This window comes from uncultured Azohydromonas sp. (genome assembly GCF_937926365.1).
Lineage (GTDB): Bacteria > Pseudomonadota > Gammaproteobacteria > Burkholderiales > Burkholderiaceae_C > Azohydromonas.
In genome coordinates, this window is the sequence record NZ_CALAOH010000019.1 from 85,073 (window position 1) to 101,211 (window position 16,139).

The 16,139-nt window shown below is 67.5% G+C and carries 15 protein-coding genes; 5 read left to right on the forward strand and 10 right to left on the reverse strand.

Annotated elements, in window-relative coordinates; translation table 11 throughout:
- The first annotated feature begins 136 nt into the window (after nucleotides 1-136).
- Together Q0741_RS01805 and Q0741_RS01810 are read left to right on the forward strand one after the other, a co-directional pair.
- A complete protein-coding gene (locus tag Q0741_RS01805) occupies nucleotides 137-2,362 on the forward strand; it encodes a DUF6351 family protein (protein WP_298231489.1) in 2,226 nt (741 codons plus the stop codon).
- Nucleotides 2,363-2,520: 158 nt separating this feature from the next.
- A complete protein-coding gene (locus Q0741_RS01810; RefSeq protein WP_226106274.1) occupies nucleotides 2,521-3,441 on the forward strand; it encodes a tripartite tricarboxylate transporter substrate binding protein in 921 nt (306 codons plus the stop codon).
- A gap of 144 nt (nucleotides 3,442-3,585) precedes the next feature.
- On the opposite strand, the gene pcaD is transcribed toward Q0741_RS01810, so the two are convergent.
- From pcaD to Q0741_RS01845, 7 genes are all read right to left on the reverse strand, one after another.
- On the reverse strand, nucleotides 3,586-4,368 hold the full coding sequence (pcaD, locus tag Q0741_RS01815) for a 3-oxoadipate enol-lactonase (RefSeq protein WP_298231490.1): 783 nt from the start codon (nucleotides 4,366-4,368) through the stop codon (nucleotides 3,586-3,588).
- A 149-nt stretch (nucleotides 4,369-4,517) separates the two neighbouring features.
- Nucleotides 4,518-4,802, reverse strand: coding sequence for a muconolactone Delta-isomerase (gene catC, locus Q0741_RS01820; RefSeq protein ID WP_149318216.1), 285 nt, complete (start codon nucleotides 4,800-4,802; stop codon nucleotides 4,518-4,520).
- Between the two features lie 45 nt (nucleotides 4,803-4,847).
- Entirely contained in the window at nucleotides 4,848-5,903 is a 1,056-nt protein-coding gene (locus Q0741_RS01825) for a cyclase family protein (protein WP_298231491.1), read from the reverse strand.
- 82 nt (nucleotides 5,904-5,985) lie between these two features.
- Complete coding sequence (locus Q0741_RS01830) at nucleotides 5,986-6,282, reverse strand: YciI family protein (RefSeq protein WP_149318214.1); 297 nt, start codon at nucleotides 6,280-6,282, stop codon at nucleotides 5,986-5,988.
- 57 nt (nucleotides 6,283-6,339) lie between these two features.
- A complete protein-coding gene (locus Q0741_RS01835) occupies nucleotides 6,340-7,683 on the reverse strand; it encodes a TIGR00366 family protein (protein ID WP_149318213.1) in 1,344 nt (447 codons plus the stop codon).
- A gap of 311 nt (nucleotides 7,684-7,994) precedes the next feature.
- Nucleotides 7,995-8,783, reverse strand: coding sequence for an IclR family transcriptional regulator (locus tag Q0741_RS01840; protein ID WP_150083573.1), 789 nt, complete (start codon nucleotides 8,781-8,783; stop codon nucleotides 7,995-7,997).
- A gap of 167 nt (nucleotides 8,784-8,950) precedes the next feature.
- Nucleotides 8,951-9,736: an IclR family transcriptional regulator gene (locus Q0741_RS01845; protein WP_298231501.1), complete on the reverse strand. Its 786-nt coding sequence runs from the start codon at nucleotides 9,734-9,736 to the stop codon at nucleotides 8,951-8,953.
- A gap of 225 nt (nucleotides 9,737-9,961) precedes the next feature.
- Between Q0741_RS01845 and Q0741_RS01850 the strand changes: the two genes are divergently transcribed.
- Both Q0741_RS01850 and Q0741_RS01855 read left to right on the forward strand, forming a co-directional pair.
- Nucleotides 9,962-11,116: an acyl-CoA dehydrogenase family protein gene (locus Q0741_RS01850; RefSeq protein WP_226105405.1), complete on the forward strand. Its 1,155-nt coding sequence runs from the start codon at nucleotides 9,962-9,964 to the stop codon at nucleotides 11,114-11,116.
- Nucleotides 11,117-11,188: 72 nt separating this feature from the next.
- Complete coding sequence (locus Q0741_RS01855; protein WP_298231492.1) at nucleotides 11,189-12,166, forward strand: tripartite tricarboxylate transporter substrate binding protein; 978 nt, start codon at nucleotides 11,189-11,191, stop codon at nucleotides 12,164-12,166.
- A 191-nt stretch (nucleotides 12,167-12,357) separates the two neighbouring features.
- On the opposite strand, the gene Q0741_RS01860 is transcribed toward Q0741_RS01855, so the two are convergent.
- On the reverse strand, nucleotides 12,358-12,795 hold the full coding sequence (locus tag Q0741_RS01860; protein ID WP_149318210.1) for a PRC-barrel domain-containing protein: 438 nt from the start codon (nucleotides 12,793-12,795) through the stop codon (nucleotides 12,358-12,360).
- A gap of 183 nt (nucleotides 12,796-12,978) precedes the next feature.
- Here Q0741_RS01860 and Q0741_RS01865 point away from each other — a divergent pair, with 183 nt between their 5' ends.
- Nucleotides 12,979-14,583 (forward strand): alkaline phosphatase D family protein, encoded by a 1,605-nt coding sequence (locus tag Q0741_RS01865; protein WP_149318209.1) that lies wholly within the window; start codon nucleotides 12,979-12,981, stop codon nucleotides 14,581-14,583.
- Nucleotides 14,584-14,773: 190 nt separating this feature from the next.
- Here Q0741_RS01865 and Q0741_RS01870 read toward each other — a convergent pair whose 3' ends face one another.
- Nucleotides 14,774-15,604, reverse strand: coding sequence for a M55 family metallopeptidase (locus Q0741_RS01870; RefSeq protein ID WP_226105401.1), 831 nt, complete (start codon nucleotides 15,602-15,604; stop codon nucleotides 14,774-14,776).
- 76 nt (nucleotides 15,605-15,680) lie between these two features.
- Nucleotides 15,681-16,139 (reverse strand): P1 family peptidase (locus Q0741_RS01875; protein ID WP_298231493.1); only part of this gene is annotated, 459 nt, incomplete at its 5' end.

The following is a 16,139-nucleotide window of genomic DNA, read 5'->3' on the forward strand; positions in this document are numbered from 1 at the left end:
CAGCCTCCTGGTCAGCTTTCCTCGACATTGTATTTGGCAGGACCGGACACTAAGCTCGTCGTACGCATGCATGTCGGCGCAAGCCCGGAGCGGCTTGCAACCCACCACGACTCACTACGGAAGAGGAGTCGACGACATGAACATCCTACGGCGATGGCCCAGGATGGCGCTCGCATGCGCCATGCTTGCGGCCCTGACAGCATGCGGCGGCGGCCACGACGATGACGACGGCCCCGAAGCGGCACCCACCATCCAGCTGCTTTCGTCCTCACCCGATCACGTGACCGGCGGCAACGCGTTGATCGACATCACCGTGCCGCGGCAGATCAAGCTGGACCGCCGCCCGCTGCGGATCGAGCTCAACGGCAACGACGTGACGCGGGAATTCCGCCCGCTGCTGGACGATCTTCGCCATCTCCAGGCTGTCCTCGGAGGGCTGCGTGATGGCGAAAATACGCTGACGGCCAAGATCGGCCGCGAAACGGCCACGCTCAGAATGACCAACTACCCGATCACCGGCCCGGTGATTTCGGGGCCGTGGCAAACGCCGTTCATCTGCCAGACCGAGAGCTTCGTGCTGCCGGACGGCTCGCGCCTTGGTCCGCCGCTCGATGCCAATTGCAGCGTGGCCACGCGCGTGCACTACGTCTATCAGAAGAACACCGGCGGCGCGCTGGTGCCGATGCCGAGCACCACCTCGCTGCCCGCCGATGTCGCCAGCACGACGACGCTCGACGGCCGCACCGTGCCCTTCGTGGTGCGCGTGGAAACCGGTACGGTCAATCGCGGCATCTACCAGAACGCGGTGCTGCACGACCCCACCAGGGAGTCGGCCCCCACGCCGCTGAAACCGCCGAAGGCATGGAACAAGCGGCTGATAGCGGTCGAGGGCTTCGGCTGCCCGGGCGGCTGGTACATCCAGGGCGCGGCGCAGGGCAACATCTCGGTCGCCGGGTTCGACTTCACGCTGCTCAATGTCAGGCGGCTCGGCGAGGGCTACGCTACCTTCGCCAATACGCTGCAGCACGCGTCGAACAACTGCAACGCGGTGCTGGCCAGCGAGGCGGCGATGATGTCCAAGGAGGCGGTAATCGAGACCTTCGGCGTGCCGGTCTTTACCGTCAGCGCCGGCTGCTCGGGCGGGTCCTATGGCAGCGCCCAGCCCGCCGATCGCATTCCCGGCCTGTTCGACGGCGTGCTGATCGCCTGCACCTTCCCCGACCCGCTGTCGATCGCACTGTCGGGCTCGGATGGGCACCTGATCACGCAATACATCATGGGGAATCCCAACGCGCTGACCGATGCGCAGATCGCCGCGGTGACCGGCTACAAGAGCCGCAAGGCCTTCGAGGACGCCGCCAATCAGGCGGGACGTACCGATCCGGTCCCCGCGCGCCAGGATTATCCGGGCTATGTGTCGGGCGTGTTCAACGCCGCCGTGCCGCAGGAGGTGCGCTATCACCCGGTCAATAACCGGACCGGTGCACGGCCGACCGTGTACGACGCCGCCAGGAATATCTATGGCATCGACAAGGCCACCGGCTTCGCGCTGCGCCCGTTCGACAACGTCGGCGTGCAATACGGACTGGCGGCGCTGAACGGCGGAGGGATCACCGTCGATCAGTTCCTCGACCTGAACGAGAAGGTGGGCGGCTACGACCAGGACGCGAACTACGTCCCGGCGCGCTCGCCAGGCCATCTCGGCGCGATCCTGCGCGCGCAGCAGTCGGGCCTGCAACTGGGCGGCAACGGCGGACTGGCGACGATCCCCGTGGTGGACGTGACGGGCGTCTATAACGAGGACACGGCCTACCACTACCAGTGGTTCCATTTCGCGCTGCGCGAACGGATGCTCGCCGCCAACGGCGATACCGCCAACCACGTGATGTGGCGCGGCAATCCGGTGCCGGCCGATACCGCCTGGGACATGTTCATCCGGTGGGTGGCTGCCTACAAGGACGACAAATCGCAGGCGCCGCAGAGGCAGCGGGTGGTCACGCACAAGCCGCAGAATGCGGTGGACGGCTGCTGGCGTTCGCAGACCGATTTCGTCGCCGAGCCGCAGACGCTGAGCAGCACGCCGGACACGACCTGCAATTCGCTGTTCCCCTCGTGGACCGCGCCCCGCATCGCAGCCGGCGGCCCGATCGCCGGCGACGTGATGAAATGCACGTTGAAGCCGGTCAATCCCGCCGACTACAGCGTGCCGTTCACCCCCGATCAGCTGAACCGCCTGCGCGCGATCTTCCCGACCGGCGTCTGCGACTGGACCCAGCGCGGGGTCAACCAAACGGGCGTGGTGCCGAATGGATCGTTCGGCCCGTCGCCGGTGAATCTGGTGTTTGATATTACGAAGTCGTAGGCCTGCCAGAGGTCTTGTGGCTCATGTTGGTGCTTTCCATGGTGAAAAGCGGCACGGGGTGCTATCGTCGGCACTTGGCATCCCGTGCCACACCCAGACATTGTTGGAAGGAGACAACCTTGAAGCCACGCATCACTTGCCTGGCGGCGATTGCCTTGATGGCGAGCGCCGCGGCACACGCCGCCTATCCCGAACGCCCCATCAAACTGATCGTGCCCTTCCCGCCCGGGCAGGCGACCGACATCTTTGCGCGCGCGCTCGGCGAGCGGCTCGGCAAGCAGCTGGGGCAATCGGTGGTGGTCGAGAACCGCGCGGGCGCCGGCAGCAATATCGGCATGGAACTGGCCGCTCGCGCCGCGCCGGATGGCTATACGCTGGTGATGGCCGGCAGTGCGATGGCGATCAACCAGACGCTGTACGCATCGATCGGCTACGATCCGCGCCGCGATTTCCAGGCGATCTCGGGCGTGTTCTCGGTGCCGCTGGTGTTCCTGTCGACGCCCGCGTCCGGCATCACGTCGCTGCGCGATCTGGTGAGCAAGGCCAAGGCGGCGCCGGGCAAGCTGAGCTACGCGAGCGCCGGCATCGGCGGCACGCAGCATCTGTCGGCCGAGATGCTGAAGGCGCGCGCCGGCATCTTCATGGTCCATATCCCGTACAAGGGCAGCGGCCCCGCGCAGGCGGACTTTCTCGGCAATCAGATTCCGGTGATGGTCGACTCGATCACCGCGGCCTTGCCGTTGATCCAGTCGAAGAAGGCGGTGCCGCTGGCCGTGACCGCGGGCAAGCGCGTGCCGCAGCTGCCGAACGTGCCGACCGTGCAGGAGCAGGGCGTGCCCGACTTCGAGGCGCTGGGGTGGGCGGTGCTGATGGCGCCGGCCGGCACGCCGCCGGCCATCGTGTCGCAGCTCAATGCCGAAACGGTGAAGGCGCTGCAATCGCCGGAGCTGCAGAAGTTCATCGTCGACCGCGGCTCGGAGCCGATGCCGATGTCGCCGGAGCAGACCGCGCGCTTTGTCGACAGCGAGATCCGCAAATGGTCGACGGTGGTCAAGCGTTCGGGCGCGAAGGTCGATTGAGTTGGTCGTCTCCCGTGCGCAGGCAGGGGGGACGGCTGCACGGACGCGTCGTCCCGCCTGCGCGGGGGACGACGTGGCGTCGTTACCGAGGCCTCTGCCCTGGCCTTCCGGCGCAAGTCAGAGGAACCACGACCACCTGGGCTTTCAGGCGCCAGTCAGAAAATCGACGACCGCCTGCGTGAACCGCTCCACCTGCTGCAGATTCGACAGGTGGGCCGCCTCCAGTTCTACATAGGACGCGCCCGGAATCGTCTCGGCCATATAGCGGCCGTCGGACGGCGGCGTCGGAATATCGCCCGAGCCCGCGATTACAAGCGTCGGCACCGCGATCCGATGGATGTCGGCGCGCAGATCGTTGTCGCGAATCGCGCGGCAATTGGCCGCGTAGCCGGCGGCATCGGTCGCGCTCAGCATCGCGCGCAACTGCTGCACCCGTTCCGGATGCGCGGCGGCGAAGTCCGGCGTCAGCCATCTGTCGACGACCGCGGCCGCGATCGACCCCACCCCATCGCGCTCGACCGCCGCGGCGCGGTTGGTCCAGTTCTCCGGCGGGCCGATGTAGGCCGCGGTATTGCACAGCACCAGCTTGTTCAGCCGCGCTGCGTGGTTCAGGCCCAGCCACATGCCGGTGATGCCGCCCATCGACAGCCCACAGAAATGCGCGCGCTCGATCTGCAGCGTATCGAGCAGGGCAATCACGTCGCCGCCGAGCTGGGCGACGGTATAGGGTCCGGTGGGCACGGACGAGCGGCCGTGGCCGCGCGTGTCGTAGCGCAGCACGCGGAAATGCTGCGTGAAGGCCGCGATCTGCGGCTGCCACATGTCGAAGTTGGTGCCCAGCGAATTGGACAGCACGAGCACCGGCAGGCTCGGGTCGCCATCGAGCTGGTAGTGGAGGCGAACGTCGGAAAGGTCGGCGAAGGGCATGGCGGAAGCGGTTCTCAGCGGTTCTCAGCAGTTGTCGGCGGTACCCAGCGATCCTCGGTGATGGCGGCGATTCGCGGCGGTACTCGGGACGACGATCGATCGATGCCCCGCGCGGCGCGGGAAAGCGCCCGCGCGGAGCGACACAGACATCAGTTCTGCGCGATCGCGGAACCGTGTTGCGCCAGCGGCGTGACCTTCATCTCCATATACGGATACAGCGGCAGCGAGGTCAGCAGCGTATGCAGCTCGTCGTTGTCCTTGACGTCGAAGATGCTGACGTTGGCGTACTGGCCCACCACGCGCCACAGGTGGCGCCACTTGCCTTCGCGCTGCAGCTGCTGCGAAAACGCCTTCTCGTCGGCCTTCAGCTTGTCGACGGCCTGCGGGTCGGCCGAATGGGGAATGCGGACGGTCATTTCAACCATGAACAGCATGGCGATCTCCTTGTTGTAGCGGTACGGTGAAGAGAGTAAGCGAGGTCATACCGTGGCGATCGGCGTCACGGGCGAGCCCATCGCGCCGGGCAGGCGCAGCGGCGGCGCGGTCAGGAAAAAGCGCGAACGCCTTTCTGCGCGCAGGCACGCGGCGAGATCGCGCAGATACCACAGCTCGCCCAGTGGCAGACCCAGCTTGAACAGGCAGTGATGATGCAGCGGCAGCATCGGCACCGCGCCCTGCCCCGGCGCCGGTGGCCGGGCCGGAAAGCGTTCGACCGCGTAGTTGTCGGCGGCCAGCGCGGCGATGCCCGCATCGGTGATCCATTGCAGCAGCCGCTCGTCGCGGCCATCGAGCGCGCAGCAGCTGTGATGCAGCGCGTGCGCATCGGGCCTGCCGCCCATCTCGAGCACCATCTCGGCGAAGCCGGTGCGCAGCACCAGGATGTCGCCGGTCTCGACGGCGACCTGATCGGCGTCCATCACGCGCATCAGGTCGTCGTAGCCGACGGTGCGGAAATCGCGGCCAAAATGCTCCGCCAGATCGACCAGCACGCCCCGCCCCTGCACGCCATGCACGGCCAGCGTCTCGATGCCCAGCGCATCGGCGTGGCTATGGTCATGCCCGCAGGGATGCGCGGCGAAATCATCGGCCTCGGCATAGTCGACCGGCCCGACGATCTCCGCATTGGGCCGGAAGCCGTTGTAATAGACGCGTTCGGCCACACCATCGCCGTCGGCATCGAACAGCGCGCCGACGTGGGCCAACGAGTCCCACTGCGTCGAATACTGCAGCGACAGCAGGACCTGGTCGTCGCTGAGCACGTCGAGCGCATTGGCATCGACCCTGGCCAGCGGGAAATTGACGTACGGAATGTCGTCGCGATAGGTGGGCCGCAGCACCGGCGGATGCCGGCGCACGTTCAGCGCATTGCCACCCGGCAGATCGAGCGGCAGCGACAGGCAGAACGTGCGGCCGCTGCGGATCTCCTGCGCGGCGGCGCGGATCTTGTCCGCGCTGATCAGGTTCAGACGGCCGAGCTGGTCGTCGGCGCCGAAATCGCCCCAGTTGGAGCCTTCCGGCCGTTGTTTCCATCGCATCGGGGATAGCCTCCGGCACGGACGCGCCGCGGTGCCAGCGCCGATGCGCCGGCCCGCGCGGTCCGATCGATCGGGATGTCAGTCAGAGACAGCAGACGCCATCGAGATAGGCCTTGCGCCAGCGCGTGATCCGCACTTCGGCGAACAGGCCCGCCTGATGGAAGGGATCGGCTTCGATCAGCGCCTGCGCGGCCTCGCGGGTCTCGACATCGACGATATAGAGACCGCCGCCCGCATCGCTGCCATCGTCGTTCAGCTTGGCACCGCAGGCCAGCAGCAGCGACTTGTTGGCTTCGAGGAAGTCCAGATGCGCCGGCCGCTGGGCCTTGCGCACGTGCTGGTGGTCGGGCTTGTCGAAGGTCTCGATGATGTACGGCATGGTGTCTCCTGTGTTGTCGTTGGCAAAGCGCGGTGACCGATGGCCAGACCCGGATCGTCAGATCTGCGCGCCCCACGCCAGCATGGCGACGATGTAGATCAGGCCGACCCAGAACATCATGATCACGGTGTAGCCCATCACGTCCTTGAGCTTCAGCTTCGACAGCGCCAGCGCCGGCAGGATCCAGAACGGCTGCACCAGGTCGTTCCAGGCATTGCCGAGCATCACCGACATCGAGGTCTGCGCGACCGAGCTGCCGATTGCCTTGGCCGCATCGATCATGAACGGTCCCTGGATGACCCAGTGGCCGCCGCCGGAGGGCGCGAAGAAGTTGATGAAGAACGAGCTGACCAGCCCCCAGAACGGCAGCGTCTGCGGCGTCGCGATATCGACGAACACGCGCGAGATGGTGTCGACCAGGCCCGATCCGGCCATCACCGCCATGATGCCCGCATAAAACGGATACTGCAGGATGATGCCCGAAATCGTCTTGATGCCCTCGTTCAGCTTGGCCACGTAGTTGGCCGGCGTGCCGAGCAGCAGCACGCCGATGAACAGGATCAGGAAGTTGATCAGGTTCAGGTCGAGCGTGCCGCCCTGCGTGAAGTACAGCCCCACGTAGGCCAGCCCGCAGACACCGATCACCAGGCTGAGCAGCCGGCTGTTGTTCATCCGCGTGGCCAGCGTGTTCTCCAGCCCCATGCTGTGGCCGCCGGCCGCACTGCCCTGCTCCGCGCGCGTTTCGGCTTGCGCATTGATTTCGGTCACGTCCTTCGGATCGCGCGGATGCAGCATCGCGTTGAGCAGTGGCAGCGTGATGATGACCGCCAGGCTGGTCAGCAGCATCGGCGTCGAGAAGATCGTGTCCTTCAGCGCGATCACGCCCATCAGCTTTTCCATCGGATGACCCGGCGTCGAAATCAGCACCGGGATGCTGGCCGACAGGCCGAGGCCGTACAGCGTGAAGCCGCTGTAGGCCGCGGCGATGATCAGCGGATAGTGGACGCCCTTGACCCTCAGCGCCAGCTTGCGCGCGACGATACCGCCGATCACCAGCCCGAAGCCCCAGTTCAGATAGCTGCCGATGCCGCCGACCAGCGTGGCGACGATCACCGCGCCGCGCGGCGTGGCCACGCGTTCGACGATGCGGTCGAGGAAACGGTCGACCAGCGGCGCGGTCGCCAGCACGTAGCCCATCGCGAGGATCACGGCCATCTGCGTGGTGAACGCCAGCAGGTTCCAGAAGCCCTTGCCCCATTCCAGGATCACGGCGGGCGCGGCCTGTCCCTGCACCAGCATGGCCATCACCATGCTCAGCAGCGTCAGTCCGATGGCAAAAACGAAGGGGTCCGGCAAATACCGGCGCATCAGTTCAGTAAAGAACCCGGCGACCTTGCTCAAGATCTGTCTCCAAAAACGTGCCGAAAGGGGTCGCATGTTGCTGCGCTAGTGCCGCATTTCGAACTAGCGTTCTATATACGAACACATTGGCTATAGGACGGGGATCGTAGAGGCGTGTTTACGCAAGGTCAAGTCAATGAAGAGCAGGATTGAATCGGATTTCGCAATAACGGAAGCGGGTCAGTGACGAACGGGCCATTGCCGCGATGCGGAATAACGGCACGGTGACCGGCACTTCGGTCTTGCTCTTCTCCAGGCCGGCCCTTGTCGCATCGCAGCATGCCGGGGCACGAAGCCGGGTTACGGGCGCGCTATCGCAACCCCAGCATCCTCTCGATATCGAGCATCAGCGCGCGCAACTGCGGCCCGGCCTGCTTCTCGATCGCCGCGAAACTGCCCTGCGCGGCCGGCACGCCGCAGTTCAGCACGAACAATTGCGAGCCGACCGGCTGGCACATTGGCACCGCGAAGCCGTAGACCTCGGGACGCCATTCGGCGCGGTTGGCGCAGTAGCCTTGCCGCTCCAGGTCGCGGCGGGCATCGGCCAGGCGCGGCTGGGCGCGGGCGAAGGCGTCGGGGTCCTGCAGCCGCAGCTGGTTCAGCACCGCCTCGCGTTCGTGCGCCGGGGCGTGGCTGAGCCAGGCGCGGCCGATGGCGGTGGACAGCATCGGCAGCGCGGCGCCGATCTCCGGCGTCACGATCAGGCTGTCGGTCGAGCGCGCGGTCTCGACATAGATCATCTGCGTGCGATCACGGATACCGAGCGATACCGCGCCGCACAGCCGGTCCGCCAGCGCCTTCATCAGCGGCCGCGCCAGCTGGCGCAGATGCATGCTGGCCAGCAGCGGATAGCCCATCGACAGCACCGCCGCGCCGAGCCGGTATTTGCGCAGCACCGTGTCGTGGCGCAGATAGCCCAACGCGGTCAGCGTGTGCGTCAACCGGGCCACTGTGGTCTTCGACAGTCCGGTACGCTCGGCGAAATCGCGATTGCCGAGCATCGCATCGCCGCTGTCGAAGGCCAGCAGGATGTCGATGCCGTTCGCCAGCGTGGCGGCGAACTGCCGGTCCTTGTCGGCCGGCTCGTTGGAGCGCGGCAGGGGCTGCGCCGCGCTGGCGCGGGAACCGGGCCGCGAGCCGGCGCGCACATCGGAACGCTTGCCCGAGCGCGCGTCGGTCCGCGAGTGGGAGCGCGAGTCTTGGCGCGACTCCGAGCGCGAGCCGGAGCGCAATCCAGGGCGCGAGTCAGAGCGCGAGCCAGGCCGCGTCATCGGCTCCTCCTCAGCGCGGCCTCGACCTTCGCGACCATCCTCAGCAGCCGCGGGCCCATCTGCCGCTCGAGCTTGCTCGGGGTCATCCGCACGCCGAGCACGCCGCAGTTGAACACCATGACTTCCCCATCGATACGCGTCGGCAGCGGCGCCGCCACGGCATGGATGTCGCTCTGCCATTCGCCGCGCGAGGTACAGAAGCCGAACTCGGCCATCTCTTCCCGGGCGCGCCCGAGCGCGGACGCCTGCCCCCGGAATTCCGCCTGATCGGCCTTGCGCAATGCCGCCAGCACCGGCGCGCTTTCCCGCGGCAACGCCGTGCACAGCCAGGCGCGCCCGATCGCGGTCGGCAGCATCGGCAGCGTCGCGCCGATATCGGGCCGGAACGCCATCGCGTCGTGGCCGCGGCTCGTCTCCACGTAGACCATCTGCGTGCGGTCGCGCAGGCCCAGCGACACGGAACCGTCGATCTCGTCGGCCAGCTGCTTCATCAGCGGCCGCGCCAATTGCCGGATGCGCAGCGTGGCCAGCAGCGGGTAGCCGAGCGCCAGCGTGGTCGATCCCAGCCGATAGCGGCGCAATTGCGCGTCGTAGCGCAGCAGGCCGCGTGCCGCCAGCGTGTAGGTCAGGCGGCTGACGGTCGCCGGCGACAGGCCGGTGCGCTCGGCCAGTTCCTTGTTGCTGAGCACGCTGTCGCCGATGCCGAAGCACTGCAGCAGCGACAGGCCGTGCGCCAGCGTGGTGGCGAAGGCGGGATCGGGATGATGGGGGCGTGGAGCCATCGGCGGCGCTTCGGGAGGTACGGCGACAAGAGGCGGCACGCCGCGCGCATCGCCCCACTGCCTCGATCATAGCGCGCCGGGCCAGCCTGGCAATGGCGAGTTGTTCAAGATAGCGAAACAACGATCCACTATTTCCGCCCGCATTGCTACGCTGCCTTCCACTCCGATGTCGGACCACGGGCATGTCCCCCGGTCCACTGCCAACCGAAACAGGAAGCCATCACGATGATCCGAGACCCTGAGACCTACCCCGCATTTCTGGCGCAACTGCGCCGCTTCGTGCAGCAGCGCCTGGTGCCGCGCGAGGCCGAGGTGGCATCGCGCGACGAGGTGCCGGCCGACCTGGTCAGGGAGATGGCCGACATCGGGCTGTTCGGCTTCTCGATCCCGGAGACCTATGGCGGCGCCGGCATGACGACCGAAGAACTGGTGCTGGCCGCGATCGAGCTGTCGCAGTGCTCGGTGGCCTTCCGCGCGCGCGTCGGCACCAATACCGGCATCGGCTCGGAAGCGCTGGTTGCCGATGGCACGCCAGAGCAGAAGCAGCGCTATCTGCCGCGCCTGGCGAGCGGCGAGATCACCGGCTCGTTCGCGCTGACCGAGCCCGAGGCCGGCTCGGATGCAACGGCGCTGACCACGTCGGCGCGCCGCGATGGCGACCACTATGTGCTCAACGGCACCAAATGCTTCATCACCAATGCGCCGATCGCCGGGCTGTTCACGGTGATGGCGCGCACGGATCCCGAGACCACCGGCGCCTCCGGCATCTCGGCCTTCCTGGTCGAGCGCGGCACGCCGGGCCTGAGCACCGGGTCGGCCTACCGCAAGATGGGGCAGGAAGGCTCGCCGGTGTCGGAGGTCCATTTCGACGATTGCCGCGTGCCCGCCGCCAACCTGATCGGCGGCGTCGAGGGCCAGGGCTTCCGTACGGCGATGAAGGTGCTGAACAAGCAGCGCATCCATCTGTCGGCGCTGTGCATCGGCCCGGCCATCCGCATGCTCGACGATGCGATCCGCTTCGTCCGCACGCGCAAGCAGTTCGGCGAGCCGCTGTCGAGCTTCCAGCTGGTGCAGGCGATGATCGCCGACTGCCAGACCGAAATCCACGCGGCCCGCGCGCTGGTGCTCGAGACCGCGCGCCAGCGCGACCGCGGCGAGGACGTGACGATGCAGGCGTCGATCTGCAAGTACTTCGCCTCGGAGATGTGCGGGCGCGTCGCCGACCGCTGCGTGCAGATGTTCGGCGGCTACGGATATATCGCCGACTACGGCATCGAGCGCTTCTATCGCGATGTGCGGCTGTTCCGCCTGTACGAGGGCACCAGCCAGATCCACCAGCTCAATATCGCCAAGCGCACGCTGGCGCAGGCCGGCGCTTGATCGGAACTTGATGGGCACTTGATCAGGCGCCCGATCCAGCGGCCCGGCCGATAAAACACAACAGGAGACACCATGTTCAAGACCCTTGTCGCCACCATCGCCCTGGCGATCGGCACCGCCACGCTGAGCGGCGCGGCCCGCGCCGACGCGGCCTATCCCAGCAAGCCGATCCGCCTGGTGGTGCCGTTCGCGCCCGGCGGTTCGTCCGATATCCTGGCGCGCCTGCTCGCCGATCGCCTGAAGACAGAGCTGGGCCAGGTGGTGGTGGTCGAGAACAAGCCCGGCGCGGGCGGCAATATCGCCGGCGAAAGCGTGGCGCGCGCCGCGCCCGATGGCTACACGCTGCTGCTCGCCGCGGCAGGCCCTACCGTGATCAATCCGAGCCTGTACAGCAAGATGCCGTTCGATCCCGCGCGCGATCTGGCGCCCGTCACGGTGCTGGCGCGCGAGCACAACCTGATGGCGGTGAAGGCCCAGCTGCCGTTGCGCAACCTGTCCGAGTTCCTGGCCTATGCGCGCAGCCATCCGGGCAAGCTGTCGTTCGGCTCGCCCGGCAACGGCACCGTCGCCCATCTCGGCGGCGAGCTGCTGAACCGCACCGCCGGCCTGAAGATGCAGCACGTCCCCTACAAGGGCAGCGGCCCGGCCGTCGCCGACCTGATGGCCGGGCATATTGACCTGATGATCGACAACATGCCGGCGCTGCTGGCCCAGGTGCAGGCGGGCAAGCTGCGGCCGATCGCGGTCGCCAGCGACAAGCGCGCCGCCGCGCTGCCCGATGTGCCGACCTTCGACGAGGCGGGCGTCAAGGGCTATCTGGTCACCGCTTGGAAGGGCCTGATGGCGCCGGCCGGCACGCCCAAGCCCGTCATCGACAAGCTGCATCAAGCCTGCGCCCGCATCCTGGCCACGCCGGAGATGCGCAAGCGGGTGATCGAACTGGGCGCCGAGCCCGTCGGCAACAGCCCCGAAGCGTTCGCCGCGCAGATCCGCAGCGAGACAGCCTGGTGGGCCGCTCAGGTCAAGGCGACCGGCACGCGCCTCGATTGACGCCCGCTTCGCTGGCACAGCGACGACACCCCGCCACGCAACTGGCCGCGTTGCGCGGCCAGGGGTGATCTAGCGGGGACTGCCGATAACCTGGGGCGCGCCGCTTGCGGGCGCGTTCCCCATTGCGGAATTACATGCCGCTGTAAGAACGACGCGCCCGCATGGAAGGCATGCGGTGCGCGCCGCCAATATCACAGCGTGCCGCCGCCGGACAGCCAATACGGCTCGCGCTCGTAGTACTGGTGCAGCTGCGTTCCCCATTGCGGGTCCGCCATGCGCGGCCACTGGTCCTTGTTGAAGCCGGGCGCCGACTTGATGCGGTCGGCCGTGATGCCGAGGCGGAAGCATTTCTGGTCGGTATCCATGACCAGCGCGTTCCACGGGATCGCGTGCAGCGTGTCGCCCATGCCCAGAAAGCCGCCGGTGGTCAGCACGGCATAGGCAATACGGCCGCGCGGTACGTCGAGCATGATTTCGCTGATCTCGCCGACGTGCTCGCCGTCGGACGAATAGACCTTGGTGTCCTCGAGGCTGGAGGCCGCCATCACTTCCGGGCCGGGGCCTTCACCGACGCCCGATCCTACGATGCTGGCACCGCCCTGATTCGTGCCGGGTTGCGAGGGATTCATCTCCATCTCCTTGATCGTTGGTACGCAGGAACCGGTGTTCCGCAACGACCATGCCATCCCGCTGCCTCGCGACTGCTGCGCCCCTGTCGCACCCCTGCCCCGGCCAGCGCGGGCTTTCATCATTCTTTCGCAATCGCCCGCTAAGGTCCTGCCTTTCCCTTCCCCACACCCGAGAGGCAGGACATGACCCGATCCCCCTACCCCCGTCGACGTTTCCTGATCCACACCGGCGCGCTCGGCCTCGGCACCAGCCTCGGCCTGACCGCCTGCGGCTCCGACGACTCGCCCGAGGCGCCGGCGGTCATCGTGCCCGACAGCGAGCGGCCCAAGCTGCCGTACGGCATCCAGATCGGCGATGTGGGCGATGGACGCGCGGTGGTCTGGGCGCGCGCCGACCGCGCCGCGCAGCTGCGCGTGGAGTACGACACCACCGACAGCTTCCGCAATCCGCGCAAGGTGCTCGGCCCCACCGTCAGTGCCGCGTCCGATTTCACCGGCCGCGTGGAGCTGTCGGGCCTGCCGGCCGGCGAATCGATCTTCCTGCGCGTCGCCTGTGACAGCATCGACAATCCGCGCGCGACCGGCGTGGTGGTGCCGGGCCAGTTCCGCACGATCCCGCGTACCGACGCCAATCGCCCCGTGCGCTTCGTCTGGGGCGGCGACGTCGCGGGCCAGGGCTGGGGCATCAATACCGAGTTCGGCGGCATGAAGATCTTCGAGGCGATGCGCCGCCGCGAGCCGGACTTCTTCCTGCACAGCGGCGACACGATCTACGCGGACGGCCCGATCCTGGCCGAGGCCACCGCGGAAAACGGCCGCGTGTGGAAGAACCTGGTGACGCCGGAGGTCTCCAAGGTTGCCGAAACGCTGGACGAGTACCGCGGCCGCTATCGATACAACCTGATGGACGAGAACGTGCGCCGCTTCTCGGCCGAGGTGCCGCAGATCTGGCAATGGGACGATCACGAGGTCACCAACAACTGGTCGCCGACCAAGGACCTGAGCGCCGACGCGCGCTACACCGAGAAGAACATCGCCACGCTGGTCGCCCGCGCCACCCAGGCCTTCCGCGAATACGCGCCCATGCGGATCGGCAGCACCGCGGCGGAGCAAACGCTCTATCGCAAGGTTTCCTACGGCCCGCTGCTGGACGTGTTCGTCCTCGACATGCGCACGTATCGTGGCGGCAATACCGCCAACCTGCAGACCACCGAGAACGGCGACACGGTGTTCCTCGGCAACGAGCAGCTGGAATGGCTGGTCAACGGCGTGAAGCAATCGCAGGCCACGTGGAAGATCATCGCCGCCGACATGCCGATCGGCCTGTGGGTGCCGGACGGCAAGGACGCGGCCGGCAACGCCCGCTGGGAAGCGATCGCCAACGGCAACGACGGCGCGGCGCTGGGCCGCGAGCTGGAAACCGCGCGGCTGCTGCGCGCCATCAAGGGCGTGCCCAATGTGGTCTGGCTGACCGCCGACGTGCACTATTGCGCCGCGCACTACTACGATCCGTCGAAGGCACAGTTCACCGATTTCTCGCCATTCTGGGAGTTCGTGGCCGGCCCGCTGAACGCCGGGACCTTCGGCCCCAACCAGCTCGACGCCACCTTCGGCCCGCAACTGGTCTTCCAGAAGGCGCCGCCCGCGGGCCAGGCGAACCTGTCGCCCTATTCGGGCTTCCAGTTCTTCGGCGAGGTCAATATCGATCCGTCGACGAAGGCCCTGACGGTGGACCTGCGCGACCTCGATGGCGTCAGCGTGTTCAGCAAGACGTTGCCGGTGGCTTGAGGTTGGGCGCCGGCGGACCGCCGGCACTGATTCTTGCCGGCGGAATTCTCCCTCCCCCTCACGGGGGCGAGGGTTGGGGAGAAGGAGGTGGTTTCAAACTGCAGCGACATAGCGGCTGCCGTTTGCCCTCTCTCCCGCCCCTCCCCCGCAAGCAGGAGAGGGGAGAAAACCCACGCTGCCCCATTCGCGGCTACCGCAGCATGAACGACATCGCCGACAGGCAGTTCAGCATGCGCACCGCGTCGGTTACGCTGGGCGCATCGAAACTCAGCGTGACGCCATCGAGCCGCCGCAGCGTGGGCCATTGGCAGAACAGGTCGGCGTGTGCGGGCGTCAGGGTGCGCAATTGGCACGTGACGGGGCCAGGAATGGTGAAGGGCCGGGCCCCGGCCGGATCGGTCCGCAGCGCGCGGACCGCGGCTTGCGCGGCCGCGCCGATCGCCTCGCAGGCGGCGGCGGGCGTCATCGAATCCCCGCTGCCCTGCCCCTGCGCGCGCTTGGTGGCCACGTAGCGCACCCACGGCATCAGCGCCGACGTTTCCTCGACGAAGACATCGTCGCCGCTCGCCATCAGCACCGGCACATCGGCCTCGCCCGCCAGCGCGGCGTACAGCCCCGCTTCGCCGAGTTCGATGCCGCCGATCGTCACGCTGGCGAACGCGCTGCTGTTGATCGTATGCGCCAGGATGCCGCGGCCTTGCGCGCGGCCGTGATAGCCGATCATCAGCACGCCGTCGCAATCCTGCTCGATCCCGCTCATCATGCCGGCGTAGCGCGGCTTGCCTAGCACGATGCGCACACGCGGGTCCAGCAGGTCCGGCAGCAGGTTGCGAAAGCCCCCATGCGAGTCGTTGACCCAGACGGCCTCGGCCCCGGCCGCGAAGGCGCCCCGCGCCGCGGCGTCGGCTTCGCGCGTCATCCAGGCGCGGGCGCGCTCGTACTCGCCATTGCCCGGGCGTGTCTGTTCGAGATGGAAGACGCCGGCGACGCCCTCGATATCGGTGGAGATCAGGATCTTCATGGGAATGGCGCGCGCAAAACGCAGCGGCGACGCACGCAGGAATGGCGCGCGCCGGCGCAGCGGCGGCGTGCGCGGTTCAGTCGGCAAAATTCAATTCAGGCATCCACGACAGCAGGCTGCGGCGGCAATGGCCGTCGCGGCCGCTGACGGTCTCGGCGTGCCACAGCGCATGCAGGATGGCCTGCTCGACGCTGTCGGCTACGGCGTGGAACAGCGGATCGAGCTCGGTCTCGTGGACCATCGCGACGGCCGGCATCGGCGTGGCGGCGTCGTGCGGCACGGTATAGGCGGTGCTGAAGGCCAGCGCGATATCGCCGGAGCCATGACCGTAGACCGATCCGGTGCGTGCCAGCCCCGCGCCGGCACGCCGCGCCAGTCGTCCCAGCTGGCGGGAATCGAGCGGCGCGTCGGTGGCGACGATCATGATGATCGAGCCCTTCTCCGGCCTGGCGTCAGCGGCAGTCTGCGCGGCGTCCGTTGCGGCCCGCCCCGCGTCCGTTGCAGCGGGCGCAGCGTCCGTTGCGGCGGCGTTCGT